The sequence below is a fragment of the Nocardia sp. 852002-20019_SCH5090214 genome (genome assembly GCF_001665865.1).
GTDB classification, from domain to species: Bacteria; Actinomycetota; Actinomycetes; order Mycobacteriales; family Mycobacteriaceae; genus Nocardia; species Nocardia nova.
Genome location: NZ_LZMK01000313.1, coordinates 1 through 15649 on the forward strand (window position 1 = coordinate 1; position 15649 = coordinate 15649).

Sequence of the window (15649 nt, forward strand, 5' to 3'; positions counted from 1 at the left end):
CCGGGGCTCGCCGTCGGGCCCGCGCTGTGTGCTCTTGCCCCCCCACCGCCGCGCACCCCCAACGACGCCCCGACCGGCTCCGAGAAGCCCGATCGTCAGCGGTTGTACTGGTAGAAGCCGGCCCCCGTCTTCTTACCGAGCAGCCCGGCCTCCACCATGCGCATCAGCAGCGGCGGCGCCGAGTAGAGCGGCTCCTTGAATTCGGCGTACATGGAGTCGGCGATCGACTTCACGGTGTCGAGGCCCACCAGGTCGGTCAGGGCGAGCGGGCCCATGGGGTGGGCACAGCCGAGCACCATCGCCTTGTCGACGTCTTCCTTGGTGGCGAAGCCGGATTCGACCATGCGGATGGCCGAGAGCAGGTACGGCACGAGCAGCGCGTTGACGACGAAGCCGGAGCGGTCGGCGGAGCGCACGACCTGCTTGCCGAGGACCTCACCGGCGAAGGCTTCGGCGCGCGCGGAAACGGCTTCGCTGGTCTTGAGGGTGGTCACGAGCTCGACGAGCGGCAGCACCGGCACCGGGTTGAAGAAGTGCATGCCCACGACCCGCTCGGGGTTGTTGGTGGCGACGGCGATCTTCATGATCGGAATCGAGGAGGTGTTGGAGGCCAGCACGGCGTCGGGGTCGGTGACGACCTTGTCGAGTTCGCTGAAGATCGCGGTCTTGACGTCTTCGCTCTCCACGACGGCCTCGACGACCAACTGCCGGTCGGCGAAGTCACCGAGGTCGGAGGTGAACCGCAGCCGCCAGGCGGCCTGTTCGCGCTCGCGCTCGGTGATCTTGCCGCTGCTCACACCGCGATCCAGCGATCGCAGGATGCGGGCGCGGCCGGCGGCGGCCAGTTCCCGGGTCTGCTCGAACACGAGCACATCGACATGCGCCCGGGCGCAGACCTCGGCGATTCCGGCGCCCATCTGTCCAGCGCCGATGACTCCGACGCGTTGAATCTTCTCGCTGCTCACTGTTCCGCCTCTCCGGAATTTTTGCGGGCGGCTGAGTGCCGCGGTAGTCGTGCATCCGTTGTTGCGTCGGGTGCCAAACCGGTTCTGGATGTACCCGATGAGTTACCCATGTTCTTACGAAATCAGTTGTCTCGTATCGAATTTTGCCGGGCACGTTGTCGACTGTCGGGGTTCTAAGGGAAAAGCCCTCCCCGCCGGGGCTGTTCGACGGGAAGGGCTGCGGGCGCTCGTTGCAGGAGTGCCCATATCTGGTGGTGAGGTGAACCGGCGACAGCTGCCGCCGGTTCAGGTCACCGTCGCCCGGGACGGGCGACCGGGTTCAGCTCAGTGGAACTGGCCCTCTTCGGTGGAGCCCTTCAGGGCCGCCGTCGAGGTGTTCGGGTCCACGGTGGTGGCGATGGTGTCGAAGTAGCCGGCACCGACCTCACGCTGGTGCTTGATGGCGGTGAAGCCACGCTCGGCGGCAGCCTTGAACTCGCGCTCCTGCAGGTCGACGAAGGCGGTCATACCCTCGCGGGCGTAACCGTAGGCCAGGTCGAAGGCCGCGTAGTTGAGCGAGTGGAAGCCCGCCAGGGTGATGAACTGGAACTTGAAGCCCATCGCCGCCAGCTCGCGCTGGAACTTCGCGATGGTGGCGTCGTCCAGGTGCGCCTTCCAGTTGAAGGACGGCGAGCAGTTGTAGGCCAGCAGCTGGTCCGGGAACTCGGACTTGACGCCCTCGGCGAACTTGCGGGCGACCTCCAGGTCCGGAATACCGGTCTCCATCCAGATCAGGTCGGAGTAGGGGGCGTAGGCCTTGGCACGCGCGATGCAGGGCTCGATGCCGTTCTTGACGTGGTAGAAGCCCTCGGCGGTGCGCTCACCGGTGATGAACGGACGGTCGCGCTCGTCGACGTCGGAGGTGATCAGGGTGGCGGCCTCGGCATCGGTGCGGGCGATGACGACGGTCGGGGTGTCGGCGACGTCGGCGGCCAGGCGAGCCGAGGTCAGGGTGCGGATGTGCTGCTGGGTGGGGATCAGCACCTTGCCACCGAGGTGGCCGCACTTCTTCTCCGACGCCAGCTGGTCCTCCCAGTGGGTACCGGCGGCACCCGCGGCGATCATGGCCTTCTGCAGCTCGTAGACGTTCAGCGCGCCACCGAAGCCGGCCTCACCGTCGGCGACGATCGGCACGACCCAGTTGTCGACCGAGGTGTCGCCCTCGACCTTGGCGATCTCGTCGGCGCGCAGCAGCGCGTTGTTGATGCGGCGCACGACCGACGGCACCGAGTTGGCCGGGTACAGCGACTGGTCGGGGTAGGTGTGGCCGGACAGGTTCGCGTCACCGGCGACCTGCCAACCGGACAGGTAGATGGCCTTCAGGCCGGCACGCACGGCCTGCACGGCCTGGTTACCGGTCAGAGCGCCGAGCGAGTGGATGTACTCGCCCTCGGCGTTGACGCCCTCCCACAGCAGCTCCGCACCCCGGCGGGCAAGCGTGTGCTCCTCGACGACATTGCCCTGCAGCTGCACGACCTGCTCGGCCGTGTACTCGCGGGTGATGCCCTTCCAGCGCGGGTTGGTGTCCCAGTCCTTCTGGATCTCCGCAGCGGTCTTCGGGGTGCCGACGTTCGACATCTGATGACTCCACTTCTTCGTTCGGTCTCGGTTGCCCCGCTCGCCGAACATCCGCGCCGACTACGGGTCGCGATGTCCGAACTCTGCTGGAGCGGCAATTTGCAGGGTTGCTATGCCCATCGGGTGTACTTCCACACGATGGCACAACTAAAAATTGCCGTCTACCTGTTGCAAGTGTGAATCTCGGCTAGCTTTGCGGGGGTCTTTGCTAAGTCTGCAAAATTTGCCTGTTAATTGCACGCACCACTTCTACTGGCGAGTAGGCCTGACATGCGGTTTTACGTAACGCCCGTACTGTTTCAGTGAGCCTTACCACCGCGGCGATTCGGGAGCACGCATTGCCGACTGTGAGGACCTTCACAAGCGCGGGCGGCTGCCCTCGGTGTGCGCCGCGCCACTCCCGGCTCCGTACGATTCGGACATACCTCGGCGGCTCGAACGAGCGGCTGCGACACTGATCGTCGTGCCCCAGGGGTCGGCACCGGAACCCGGAAAGGAACACGATGCGCACACTGTGGACCGCGGTCGCGGGCGTCGCCTGCTCCCTGGCACTGGCCGCGACGGCCGCCGTGATCGAGGCGCCCGGCGCCGCGGCAGACACGCCGGCGGTGCAATCGGTGGAGCCGCTGTCCGCGGCTGCGACGCTGCCCGGCTCCGTGGATTCCCAGCGCATCCTCTATACGACGAGCACGGTCGGGAATCAGCCGACGGTCGCGAGCGCCGCGGTGTATTTTCCGCCGGACCCGGCTCCGGCCGGCGGCTGGCCGGTCGTCGCGTGGGCGCACGGCACGGTCGGCCTCGGCGACAGTTGCGCCTACAGCATCGCCGGCCCCGGCGCCGTGGATCGGGACTGGGCGTATCTGGGCACCTGGCTGAAGCAGGGCTACGCGATCGTGGCCGCCGATTACGCCGGCCTCGGCACCCCCGGCGATCACCCGTATCTCAACGGCGTCGTCGAGGCGCACAACGTGGTCGACGCCGTGCGGGCGGCCGTCGGCCACTACTCGCAGCTGTCGCGCGAATGGGTCGTGGTCGGCCAGTCGCAGGGTGGCGGCGCGGCGATGTTCACCGCGCGCTACGCGACCGAGTTCGGTGGCCCCGACCTCGACTACCGGGGTGGCGTCGGCACCGGCGTACCGGCCTATATCGAGGACATCCTGATGCCGCTGGGCCCGGGCATCCCGCCGGTGAAGCTGAGCCCGCACACCACCGGATACGTTCTCTACATCCTGAACGGCCTGCGCACCACGTTCCCGGAACTCGGCATCGAGTCCTTCCTGACCGACTCCGGCCGGAACTGGCTCGACCGCGCGAAGGACGAATGTCTCACACCCCTCGGTGACGATCTGGCCGCCGCGGGCGTGGTGATCGGCGATCTGTTCACCCGCCCGTTGTCGCAGATTCCGAATCTGCACGGTTTGCTGTCCGGCTACCTCGGCTTGCCCGAAACCGGTTACGACAGGCCGATTTTCATGGGCCAGGGCCTGCGCGACACCGATGTGATCACCCCGGAGACACTGCGCTACGCGGGGGTTCTGACCGCCAACCGGCAGCCGCTGACCTTCCGGATCTATCCCACCGATCACGACGGCACGGTGAACGCCTCACTGGTCGATTCGTTGCCGTTCGTTCGCGGCCTGTTCGCCTGACGGTACAACTCGGTCGGTTATTCGGTTGTGCTATGTCACAGCCGGATTCCCGCGCCGATCGGTGCCCGTCGGGGAATTCCCATCGCCGACACGACGCCGCGCACGGGAGCGGTTATCGTGGCCCTCACGTGTGACGATCTGGCGACGGGACGCGACGACCGGCGGGCCCGCCCACTCGCGCACGCTGATCGGGAGCATGTGATGCGTGACATCGTCGAGGACCTGCTACGGGTCTGGCACAGCGGCCGCACGGGCGGCCTGGCAACCCTGGTCCGCACCTTCGGAAGCTCCCCCTTACCGGTGGGCTCGGCGATGCTCGTCGACCCCGACGGCGGTGTGCACGGATCGGTCTCCGACGGCTGCTACGAGGCCGCCGTCTACGAGGCTGCGGTGGAGGCCGCGCGCACGGGCCACCGAGAGCTGCGGCGCTTCGACGCGACCTCCGGATTCGATGTGAGCGCGGAATGCGGAACCATCGACGTGTTCGTAGAACCGTTCTCCCGCAACGACTTTCCGGAATTCGCGGCGGTGGCCGGGGATATCGCGCGGCACAAGCCCGTCACGGTGTTCACCGTCGTGTGGCACAGCGATCCGGAGGTGATCGGCCAGCATCTGGTCACCGACCGCCGGCACAACACCGAGCTGGTGTCGCTGCCGGAATCGGATGTGTTCGTCTCGTCCCACACCGCGCCGCCGCGACTGATCATCTTCGGCGCCAATACCTTCGCCGCCGCCTTGACGACCCAGGGCCGGCTGCTCGGCTACCGCGTGACCATCTGCGATCCGCGCGAGGCCTTCGCCGTGCCCGCCTCGTTCCCGGGCGCGGAAGTGGTGGTGGACTGGCCGCACCGCTATCTCAACGCCCAGGCCGGGATCGGGGCCATCGACCGCACCACCGCGATCGTCGCCGCGACCCAGGACCCGAAGTTCGAGATCCCCCTGCTCACCGTCGCGCTGCGCCTACCCGAGCTGGGCTATCTGGGCGCGCTCGGTTCGCATTCGGCGCACGACCATCGGCTCGAGGCATTGCAGGCCGGCGGATTCGGCGCCGACACGCTGGCCCGGTTGCACGCGCCGGCGGGCTTCGACGTCGGTGCCCGCACCCCGATGGAACATGCCGTGGCGATCGCCGCCGAACTGCTCGCGGTGCGGTCCGCGGGTTCGAGTCGGACCCCGGCACACGCCACCGCCGCCGCCTCCTGATCGTCCGGGGCCGACCCTAGGGTTCGAACCAGTCTCGGGCCGAACGTCGCAGCAGCAGCCCGGCGACCAGCACGGAGACCACCGGCCCGAGCCAGCCGGGCGGGCGGCCCACGACGATCGAGGGCACCGTCCACAGTGCGTTGAGCACCGCGAGCAGAACCGCGCTGATCCGGATGCTCGCGCCGACGGCGCCGAAGGCCAGGGCGACCGCGCCCAATATCCAGCTGGCGACGAACGACAGCCCGGTGATCAGCGCGACATGCCACCCGGACACCCAGCCCGCGGTGACGGTGCAGCCGACGCCGACCACGGCCAGGCCGAGCGCGAGGACCTGCGCCGCGCGAACCGTGAAAGGCATCCGGGGGATCGGCACGTCGTCGGCAGGGGTTGCGGCGCCGGGCTCCGAGACGGAGTCGGACTCGAGGGCGGGATCGGACTCCCGAGCGGCATCGGACTCACGAGCGAGGTCGGACTTACGAACGGCGTCGGGCTTACGGGCGAGGTCAGGCTTACGGGCGAGGTCGGGCTTACGGGCGTGGTCGGGCTCGAGCGCCGGGTCCGTGGCAGGCGCGAGGTCGCGGCCGGTGACCGGCTCGGGAGCGGCAGCGGGGTCTGGTGCGGGGTCGGGCATCAGCTCACCTCTTCCGGAAACTCCGGTTCGACGATCCTCTGGTTCGGCGATCCGAGGCACCGAGCATCGGCCCACGGCACGCAGACAACGACAAGCCCGTTCGCAATGTACCGCCCGCCACCGCCGCGGTCACCGCACGGACGCGGCGCGGCGCAATCCCCCTCGGCCCGAGCCGCCCCGGGGCCCGAGGCAGCGCCGCACCGGAAGGGTCAGCGGTCGCCGACCGGATCGGCCAGCTTCTCGACCACGACCTCCGCGAGCACCCGCTGCCGCAGCGACAGGTCGATCTCGCCGGCCACGGCCATCACCACCGCCGCGGCCGAGGTGGCAACCGCATCGGCGAGTATCGCGGGCCACTCCGGCCGGTCGGGTCCGGCCAGCGCGGCGATCACCGCCGCGGCCGCGGCATCACCGGCCCCGGTCGGATTGCCGCACAACGGCTCGGGCAGAACGGCCGACCACGCGCCGTCCGGTGTCACCGCGACCATGCCGTCGGAGCCCCGCGTCGCGATCACCGCTCCCGCGCCGGCGCCCACCAGCGCGGCGGCCGCCGCGGCCACCTCCTCGGTCGTGGCCGGGCGTGCCCCGGTCAGTCCCGCGAGTTCGTCGAGATCCGGCATGAGGATCACCCCCGGCACCCGGGCGGCGGCTTCGAGGGCGAGACCGTCCACATCGCAGATCACCGGAACCCCGGCGCCGAGTCCGATGCGGGCCAGGTCGGCGGGTAGCGACGCGCGCACGCCGCCGGGCAGCGATCCGGAGACGACGATGCCACCGGCCTCACCGGCCAGCCCCCGCAATCGCACCAGCAGTTGATCCACCGCATCGGGATTGGTGAGTCGCGCCCCCGGTTCCCACAGCGAGGTCGCCGAGCCGTCGTGACTGTCGCTGATCACGACGGTGCGCCGCACCCACGGCAGTGCGTGCACGAAGTCCACCGGCAGTTCTCGTTCGGCGGCGGCGGAAAACGTATGATCGGCGAAACCAGTTGCGCGCGAATATTTCCCGATCTGAGTGAGCACCCGGGTGACATTGATGCCCTTACCGCCGACACGCTGCTCGACCGACGAAACCCGATGTGCCCGTCCGGGTTCGAAGTTTTCGACCCGATAGGTCATATCGTAGGCCGGGTTCAGCGTCACGGTGAGGATCACCTCAACCACTGTCCTCGTCGCAGCACCGCGCGCAACTCCAGATCCGAATCGACCACCAGCACATCGGCGAACATCCCCGGCCGCAGATCACCGACTGCCGTCGCGCCGATCGCGGCCGCCGGCGTCGTCGCCGCCGCGCGCACCGCGTCGACCAGATCCACACCGCATTCGTGCACCGCCCAGCGCAGGCACTGCAATTGCGTCGCGGTTCCGCCGGCCAGGGCGCCGCTCGGCACGCGCGCCACCCCCGCTTCTACATGGACAGCCTGCGGGCCGAGACGGTAGTCACCGTCGGGCAGACCGGCCGCCTGCATGGCATCGGTCACCAGCGCCACGCGGTGCCGCGCCGTCGCGAAAACCAGTGCCCCGAAACCGGATTCGATATGCACGCCGTCTCCGATCAATTCGACCACCACATCCCCGGCGGCCGCGCCCACCAGTGCGGCGGCGACCGCGCCGGGCGCGCGATGGTGCAGCGGCGCCATCGTATTGGCGAGATGCGTGACCAGAGCACCGGATCCGTTGGGCGCCAATGCGTCTCGGAACTGTTCGTAACCGGCGTCGGTATGGCCGAGCGCCACCACCACGCCGTGTTCGCCGAGTTGCGCCGCGGCGGCGGCGAATCCAGGGCGTTCGGGCGCGAGCGTCATCACGCGCAGATGTCCGTCCGCGGCCTCGAGCAGGCGCCGGATCAGTCCGGGGTCGGGATCGCGGAGATAGCGGGGATCCTGTGCACCACAGCGCATTTCGGAAAGGAACGGACCTTCGACGTGAATTCCGGCGATCTCACCGCTGGTGGCCACCTCGCGCAGGGCCGCGACCTGGGCCACCATCGTGTCGGGTGCGGCGGTCACGATGCTCGCCAGCACCGTCGTGGCCCCCTGCCGATGGTGGTAGCGCGCCGCCGCGCGCGCCTGTTCCGGATCGGTGGTGTCGAATCGGTGGCCGTATCCGCCGTGGTTGTGGATGTCGACCAGACCGGGCAGCAAGGTCCCGAGATGCGGCGGCGGTTCGGCGCCCCGGTTGCCGAACGTCCATTGCGCGAGGGGCCGCACCGCCTCGATGCGACCGTCCAGCACCTCGAGCACCGCATCGTCGACGACCCCGGCCGAGGTGACCACGCGGCCGCGAAGCACCGGCTGCCCATCGTTCATTCGAGGACCTCCAGCCGGGCATACCGGGCCGCGCCCACCAATCCGGCCCGCGCACCGAACGCACCCGTGACGACCTGCGGAACCGGCGCCACTCGCACCAGCCGCTCCAGACGCGCGCGCAGTCCCTCGCTCAGCACCGGCCCGGCGCCCGCCAGCCCGCCACCGAGCACGATGCGCTGCGGGCAGACCGCGTGCACGACCCCCAGGAGTCCGTCGGCCAGCGCGTCGATCGCGTCGTCGACCACGGCCCGGGCGTGCGCATCGTCCGGCAGAGCCGCGAAAACCGCTTCGGCGCCGTCGATGTCGCGGCCGGTGCGCTCGCGGTAGGCCCGCGTGATGGACGGGCCGGAGGCTACGGTTTCCACGCACCCGATATTTCCGCAGGAGCAGCGTCGCCCGTCGTGCCGCACCGGGATATGCCCGTATTCACCGGCCTGCCCGGCGCCACCGCGCACGAGCCGCCCTCCGACGGCCAGTGCCCCGCTGATTCCGGTGCCGAGATTCACCACCAGCACATCGTCGGCGCCCCGTCCGGCACCCAGGCGCCACTCCGCCCAGCCGGCCAGGATCACATCGTGTTCGATCAGTATCGGACATCCCCACCGGTCCTGTAATCGACTGCCCACCAACACATCTCGCCAGCCGATATTGCTGCTGAACACCGCCAGCGACCGTGCGGCGTCCACGATGCCCGGCAGTCCGATCGCCCCGCGGCGCAGGCCGGCCCGTGTCTCGTCGGAGACCTCGGCCAGCAATCGGTCGCCCAGCGCGGCCATGGCGTCGAAGGCCCGCTCACCGCGTGGGGTGGGCACCGTCGCGGCGGCCTCGACCCGGCCGGCGGAGTCGCTGATCTCCGCCTTGATCGTGGTTCCACCGACATCCATGGCGAGGACCGGATCGAGCTCCCTCGCTTCGGTCATCGCAGGATCACCGATCGCCGCAGCCCGCGCGGATGGTCGGGATCCAGTCCCAGATCCGCGGACCGCAGCAGGCACAGCCGATGCACGCGCACGAGATCGGCCATCGGATCGATATCGCGATATTCGACATGAGCTCCGGTAGCGGCGATGTCCTCGCGCAGCCCGGCGGCGACGGGCCCCAGCGCCCACACCGCACGACCCGGTGCCGCGATGCTGATGGGACCGTGCCGATATTCGGTCGCGAGATACCCTTCCGCCCAGGCCCGGCAGGATTCCCGCAATTTCAACCCCGCCTCCTCGGCCAGCGCCGCGGCGAAACCCATTCCCACGAAAGTGATCTGCTCCGCGTTGCGGACGGCGGCCGGCACGCTCGACTCGGCGGCCTCGTCCAGGACCGCGCGAGCCTGTTCGATCGCCGGCGCCAGATCCTCCCCCAGATGCCACCGCAGTATCGCGAGAGCCGTTGTCGCGAAACGGGTTTGGACCACCGAACGCTCGTCGACCGCGTCGATGAGGATCGGGTCGGCGAGCTCGAGTACCGGCGTCCCCGAACTGGAGCAGATCACGGTGCGCGCCACCGTGGCAGGCATCGCCCGCATCGCGTCGACCACCTCGGTGGTGGTACCGGAACGGCAGATCACCAGATAGCGGTCGTAATCGCGGCCACCGCGCACCGCACTCGCCGGCCACGCGTCGGTGAGACCGTGGCCGGCCGATTCCCGGAGTTCGGCGATCGCGCACGCCATGAAGTAGGAGGTGCCGCAGCCCACGACCGCCACCCGCTCGCCGGGGCTCGGCAGCAGCGTTCGGTGCTCTGCCGCGACCGCCGCGGCCCATGCCCAGTCGTCGGGCTGGGTGGCCACCTCGGCGGCCAGGTGGGGCCGGGGCGGATGCGTGCGATCCGAGCTCTCGGTGGAGGGCGGCACGGTCTCAGAATCGGACCGCGATTCGATCATGTCAACTTTCCCGCGAATCGTCCCGCGCGACCGCCGCCCCGGTTAGATTCGGACGAGCCGGACCGGTCCCCACCCTCCGGCATCCGCCGATGTCCCGCGAATGCCGCAGGTGACGGTTGTACGAAGGGGAAGGTTGACGCTTGGTGTCCGGTCGGCCGCGCGGTGCGTTCGCGATCGCCGCGGTTCTCGTCGTGCTGTCGGTGACCGTCGCCGCCTGCGGCTTCCGCGGCCGCAGCACCGACGATTCCGATCCCGGCGCACTGGCACTGCTGGTGCCCGCCTACAGCGACGCGACCCGCGCGGAGTGGGCTGCGATCATTGCGGGCTTCCGCGCACAGAATCCGCAGATCACGATCCATCTTCAGGTCGAATCGTGGGATTCGATCAACGAGGTGGTCCGCACCGATCTGCAGTCGGTGACGACCACACCCGACATTCTCGGCATCGACGCCTACTCCGCCTACGCGACCGACGACATGCTCTATCCGGCCACCGATATCGCCGACCCGGCGGTCCTGCACGACATCGACCCCGGCTTCGCCCGCAACGCCTCCATCGGCGGAACCCAATGGGCGCTACCGCTGTTCGCCTCGACGCGCACGCTGTTCTACAACACGGACCTGTTCGCCCGCGCCGGCATCGCCGCCCCGCCGCGGACCTGGTCCGAGTTGCGCGAGGACGCGCACCGCATCCAGGCCCTCGGCGGCGGCATCTCCGGTTACGGCCTGCCGCTGGGCAGTGAGGAGGCGCAGGGCGAGACGTCGATCTGGACGTTCGGCGCCGGCGGCAGCTGGTCCGACGGCGCGACCCTCACCGTCGACACCGACGCCAACCGCGAAGGGGTGCGGGCGATGTCGGAACTGGCCGCGGCGGGCGACACCCAGCCGAATCCGGGCTCCACCGATCGCAAGGACGTGATCAACGCATTCGTCCAGGGCCGGATCGGCATGATCGAAGGTTTGCCGCCGGTATTGGGCATGATCGACCGGCAGAATCCGGCGTTGCGTTACGCCACCGCACCCTCACCGACGAAAACCGGCGCGCCTGTCACCCTCGGCGTCGCCGACCACTTGATGGCGTTCCGTAAACACGGCAACAAGCAGGCCGCGATCCGGCAGTTCCTGAACTACTTCTATTCACCTGCGGTCTACTCGGAATTCGTGCGGGCGGAGCACTTCATCCCGATCACCACCTCCGGAACTCGCGCGCTCGCCCACGATCCGGTGACCGAAACCTTCGCCGCCACCCTGCCGGTCGCCCGCTTCTACCCCTCCGCCGATCCGAAATGGGCCGCGGTTCAGGGCGCGATCCGCCAGCAGATGGGCACGGTGGCACAGGGCGCGGACCCGGCGGAGGTCCTGCGCCGCATCGCGCGGGCGGCGGAATGAGGAGCCCACGCGGCCGCACCGGCTCCGCGATCCGCGCCCTGCCGTGGATCGGCCCGGTGATCATCCTGATCGCAGCGGTGGTCGCATTTCCCGCCGGATACATGCTCTGGACCAGCACCCGCGATCTCAGCCCCTACGGTCGTGATCGCGGCTTCGCCGGGACGGCCAACTTCCGCCGGCTGTTCGGCATCGAGGAGCTCGGCAGCGTCCTCGCCCACACCGTCGTCTGGGTGGTCGCCGTCGTGCTGATCACCCTGGTGGTTTCGGCGGCGCTGGCGCAATTTCTGGCTCTCGACTTTCCCGGCCGTACCCTGATCCGGCTGGCGATCCTGGTGCCGTGGGCGGCCTCGGTGGTCATGACCACGAGTGTGTTCGCCTATCTGCTGGATCCGGAGGTCGGCCTCGCCAATCGCCTCCTGGTCGATATCGGTGTGCTCGATCGGGGTTTCGGGTTCACCAAAGAGCCGGGATCGGCCTTCGCGGTGGCGATCGCGGTCGCGGTCTTCGTGTCGATCCCGTTCACCACCTATACGATTCTGGCCGGGCTGCAATCGATTCCGGCGGAAGTGGGCGAGGCGGGCCGGGTGGACGGCGCGTCGGCGTGGCAACGTTACCGATATCTGACGCTGCCGCAGCTACGTCCGGCGATCGCGGTCGCCACCGTCGTCAACATCATCAACGTCTTCAATTCGCTGCCGATCCTGCAGGTGCTGACGGGCAGTATCGCCGGATTCTCCGCCGACACCACAACCACGTTGACCTACAAGCTGATTCGGCAGAATCAACAGCTGGCCACCGCCGCCGCGATGAGTGTGCTGAACTTCGCGCTGATCGCCGTGATCATCGCGGTCTACGTGAAACTGGTCCGGCCGACCGCGGAAGCCGGCGCATGACCACCCGCGAACGCGCCGTGCGGAAACCGAAGCGGCACTGGGGACTGACCGCGGCCGGTGTCGTGATCGCGGCGGTGTTTCTCGTCCCGTATCTCGTGATGGTGCTCGGATCGCTGAAACCCCGGTCGGAGATCCTGCGCATTCCGCCGGCCTATCTGCCGGATCGGTGGCGGCCCGCGAACTACGCCGATATGTGGCATACCCCGGAAACGCCGCTGCCGTTCAATATCGTCAGCACCCTGGCCATCTCGGTGCTCGCGACACTGCTCGTGCTGGCCGTGGCCGTGCCGGCCGCGTATTACACTGCGCGACGGCACTTTCCGGGAAGGGCCGCCTTTCTCGGCGCGGTGCTCGTCACTCAGATGCTGCAGCCGACGGTGCTGGTGACGGGCCTGATCCGGGAGTTCTTCGCCGTCGGCATCAACGACACCTGGTTCGCGATGATTCTGGTGAACGCGGCGTTCAACCTCTCGTTCGCGGTGTGGATCCTGCACAGCTTCTTCGCCTCGATTCCGGTGCAGATCGAGGAAGCCGCGCAACTCGACGGACTGTCCCGCCCGCATATTCTGCTGCGAATCAGCCTGCCGCTGGTATGGCCCGGAATTGTCACCGCGACGATTTTCGTCTTCGTCTCCTGCTGGAACGAATTCGCGGCGAGCCTGGTGGTGCTGACCACTCCGGAAAATCAACCGCTCGCGGTGGCGCTGACGAAATTCGTCGGCCAATACGACACCGCCTGGCAATTCGTGTTCGCCATCTCCACCGTCGGCATCGTGCCGGTTGTCGTACTGTTCGCCCTCATCGAGAAGCGGCTGGTCGCGGGCCTGACCGCTGGCAGCGTGAAGTGATCGCCACGACACGCCGGTCCTGGCGACAATCGACTTGACGAATCGCATATACGGCTGCCATTATTGAAGTGGGAAGACACCGATAATGCGGTGTCTCATTCTTGTCGCGCTCTCGACAACCTTCTCTTTGCGGTGTACTTTGGGACCTCCCGCAGCCCGGATGCCCGCCAACTCTCGAAATACGAAACAGCCGTGGACAGTGATGCAATCTGCGCGTCACCGACCATCGGCTCGGCCGAGGCATGTTCGGACGACATCCGGTGCGGATTTGTGCATACAGCCCCTACAGGACAAGCAGATCTCGTGCCGGTCACCCATGTCGTGACCGCGCGCGGTGCTGGAAGGACGCGCCTTGACAATCCCGAAACGACTCTCGTTCGCGAAACTCACCGAGCCCCTGGAAATTCCGGGGCTGCTCGAGGTTCAGACCGATTCGTTCGCCTGGCTGGTCGGAGCGCCCGAGTGGCAACGGCGCGCGGCCGCGCGCGGCAATGACTCGATGGGCGGGCTCGCCGAGGTGCTGGCCGAGGTCAGCCCCATCGAGGACTTCTCCGAAACGATGTCGCTCACACTCTCCGATCCGCGCTTCGAAGAGGTCAAGGCCTCGATCGAGGAGTGCAAGGACAAGGACCTGACCTACGCGGCGCCGTTGTTCGTCACCGCGGAGTTCGTCAACAACAACACCGGTGAGATCAAGTCGCAGACGGTCTTCATGGGTGACTTTCCGATGATGACCGAGAAGGGCACGTTCATCGTCAACGGCACCGAGCGCGTGGTCGTGTCGCAGTTGGTGCGTTCGCCGGGTGTGTATTTCGACGAGTCGATCGACAAGGGCACGGAGAAGACGCTGTACTCGGCGCGGGTGATTCCGTCGCGCGGTGCGTGGCTGGAGTTCGATGTCGACAAACGCGACACCGTGGGTGTGCGGATCGACCGCAAGCGTCGTCAGCCGGTCACCGTCCTGCTCAAAGCGCTGGGCTGGAGCAGCGAACGGATCGCCGAACGCTTCGGATTCTCCGAGATCATGACCACCTCACTGGCCAAGGACAACACCGCCAACACCGACGAGGCGCTGCTCGACATCCACCGCAAGCTGCGTCCGGGCGAGCCGCCGACCAAGGAGTCCGCGCAGAACCTGCTGGAGAACTTGTTCTTCCGGGACAACCGCTACGATCTCGGCGCGGTCGGCCGGTACAAGATCAACAAGAAACTCGGGGTGCACGGGGGCCGCGCGGGTGGTCCGCGCGTGCTGACCGAGGACGACATCGTCACCATCATCGAATACCTGTTGCGTTTGCGCGCAGGCGATTCCACGATGACCGCGGCCGGTGGGCCGGAAGTTCCGGTCGAGGTCGACGATATCGACCACTTCGGCAACCGGCGGGTCCGCACGGTCGGCGAGTTGATCCAGAATCAGATCCGCATCGGGCTCTCGCGGATGGAGCGGGTGGTCCGGGAACGGATGACCACGCAGGACGTCGAGGCCATCACTCCGCAGACCCTGATCAACATCCGTCCGATCACGGCGGCGGTCCGCGAGTTCTTCGGCAGTTCACAGCTGTCGCAGTTCCTGGACGAACGCAATCCACTGGCGAGTCTGACCAACAAGCGCCGACTCTCGGCGCTGGGGCCCGGCGGCCTGAGCCGCGAGCGCGCCGGCCTGGAGGTTCGCGATGTGCACTACAGCCACTACGGCCGGATGTGCCCGATCGAGACGCCCGAAGGGCCGAGTATCGGCCTCATCGGCTACCTCTCGGTGTACGCGCGGGTCAATCCGTTCGGTTTCATCGAGACTCCGTACCGCCGGGTGGTCGACGGCGCCGTCACCGACGAGGTCGACTATCTGACCGCCGACGAGGAGGACCGGCACGTCGTCGCCCAGGCCAATGAACCGCTCGATGCCGGAGGCCGCTTCGTCGCCGCACGAATCCCGGTGCGGCGCAAGAATTCCGAGGTCGAGCTCGTCGATTCGAATCTGATCGACTATATGGATGTCTCCCCCCGCCAGATGGTGTCGGTCGCGACCGCCATGATTCCGTTCCTCGAGCACGACGACGCCAACCGCGCCCTGATGGGTGCGAACATGCAGAAGCAGGCGGTTCCGTTGCTGCGCACCGAAGCTCCGCTGGTCGGCACCGGTATGGAGCGGCGGGCCGCCGTCGACGCCGGAGACCTGATCGTCAACGAGAAATCCGGTGTGGTGGAAGAGGTTTCGGCCGACTACATCACCGTCGCGCACGACGACGGCACTCGTAAGAGCTACCGGCTGCG

Annotated in this window: 12 protein-coding genes and 1 pseudogene; 6 read left to right on the forward strand and 7 right to left on the reverse strand. The window is 67.9% G+C overall.

The window, feature by feature from the left end:
- Positions 1-95: 95 nt before the first annotated feature.
- On the reverse strand, positions 96-965 hold the full coding sequence (locus tag A5780_RS25020; RefSeq protein ID WP_030518802.1) for a 3-hydroxybutyryl-CoA dehydrogenase: 870 nt from the start codon (positions 963-965) through the stop codon (positions 96-98).
- 324 nt (positions 966-1289) lie between these two features.
- The gene (gene aceA / locus A5780_RS25025; RefSeq protein WP_030518801.1) at positions 1290-2582 is read right to left on the reverse strand and encodes an isocitrate lyase; all 1293 of its coding nucleotides are present in this window, start codon (positions 2580-2582) and stop codon (positions 1290-1292) included.
- 503 nt (positions 2583-3085) lie between these two features.
- Between aceA and A5780_RS25030 the strand changes: the two genes are divergently transcribed.
- Both A5780_RS25030 and A5780_RS25035 read left to right on the forward strand, forming a co-directional pair.
- A complete protein-coding gene (locus A5780_RS25030) occupies positions 3086-4231 on the forward strand; it encodes a lipase family protein (RefSeq protein ID WP_064909749.1) in 1146 nt (381 codons plus the stop codon).
- Between the two features lie 117 nt (positions 4232-4348).
- Positions 4349-5434: an XdhC family protein gene (locus A5780_RS25035; RefSeq protein ID WP_369829550.1), complete on the forward strand. Its 1086-nt coding sequence runs from the start codon at positions 4349-4351 to the stop codon at positions 5432-5434.
- A 16-nt stretch (positions 5435-5450) separates the two neighbouring features.
- Here the strand turns inward: A5780_RS25035 and A5780_RS25040 are convergent, their stop codons facing one another.
- The 5 genes from A5780_RS25040 to A5780_RS42145 all read right to left on the reverse strand — a co-directional run bounded on the left by A5780_RS25040 (position 5451) and on the right by A5780_RS42145 (position 10219).
- Positions 5451-6065: a UbiA family prenyltransferase gene (locus A5780_RS25040; RefSeq protein WP_064909750.1), complete on the reverse strand. Its 615-nt coding sequence runs from the start codon at positions 6063-6065 to the stop codon at positions 5451-5453.
- 209 nt (positions 6066-6274) lie between these two features.
- Entirely contained in the window at positions 6275-7228 is a 954-nt protein-coding gene (locus A5780_RS25045; protein ID WP_231983079.1) for a hexose kinase, read from the reverse strand.
- Positions 7216-8373: an N-acetylglucosamine-6-phosphate deacetylase gene (nagA, locus tag A5780_RS25050; protein ID WP_063019459.1), complete on the reverse strand. Its 1158-nt coding sequence runs from the start codon at positions 8371-8373 to the stop codon at positions 7216-7218. The genes A5780_RS25045 and nagA overlap by 13 nt, the downstream gene beginning before the upstream one ends.
- Entirely contained in the window at positions 8370-9293 is a 924-nt protein-coding gene (locus A5780_RS42140) for an ROK family protein (protein ID WP_064909751.1), read from the reverse strand. Before A5780_RS42140 ends, nagA begins: the two co-directional genes overlap by 4 nt.
- Positions 9290-10219 (reverse strand): SIS domain-containing protein, encoded by a 930-nt coding sequence (locus tag A5780_RS42145; RefSeq protein WP_063019473.1) that lies wholly within the window; start codon positions 10217-10219, stop codon positions 9290-9292. The genes A5780_RS42140 and A5780_RS42145 overlap by 4 nt, the downstream gene beginning before the upstream one ends.
- Before the next feature lie 173 nt (positions 10220-10392).
- Here A5780_RS42145 and A5780_RS25065 point away from each other — a divergent pair, with 173 nt between their 5' ends.
- From A5780_RS25065 to A5780_RS25080, 4 genes and pseudogenes are all read left to right on the forward strand, one after another.
- On the forward strand, positions 10393-11637 hold the full coding sequence (locus A5780_RS25065; RefSeq protein ID WP_063019467.1) for an extracellular solute-binding protein: 1245 nt from the start codon (positions 10393-10395) through the stop codon (positions 11635-11637).
- The gene (locus A5780_RS25070) at positions 11634-12530 is read left to right on the forward strand and encodes a carbohydrate ABC transporter permease (protein ID WP_063019469.1); all 897 of its coding nucleotides are present in this window, start codon (positions 11634-11636) and stop codon (positions 12528-12530) included. The genes A5780_RS25065 and A5780_RS25070 overlap by 4 nt, the downstream gene beginning before the upstream one ends.
- Complete coding sequence (locus A5780_RS25075; protein WP_064909752.1) at positions 12527-13378, forward strand: carbohydrate ABC transporter permease; 852 nt, start codon at positions 12527-12529, stop codon at positions 13376-13378. The genes A5780_RS25070 and A5780_RS25075 overlap by 4 nt, the downstream gene beginning before the upstream one ends.
- Before the next feature lie 352 nt (positions 13379-13730).
- Positions 13731-15649 (forward strand): annotated as a pseudogene (locus A5780_RS25080) (DNA-directed RNA polymerase subunit beta); the annotation flags it as partial.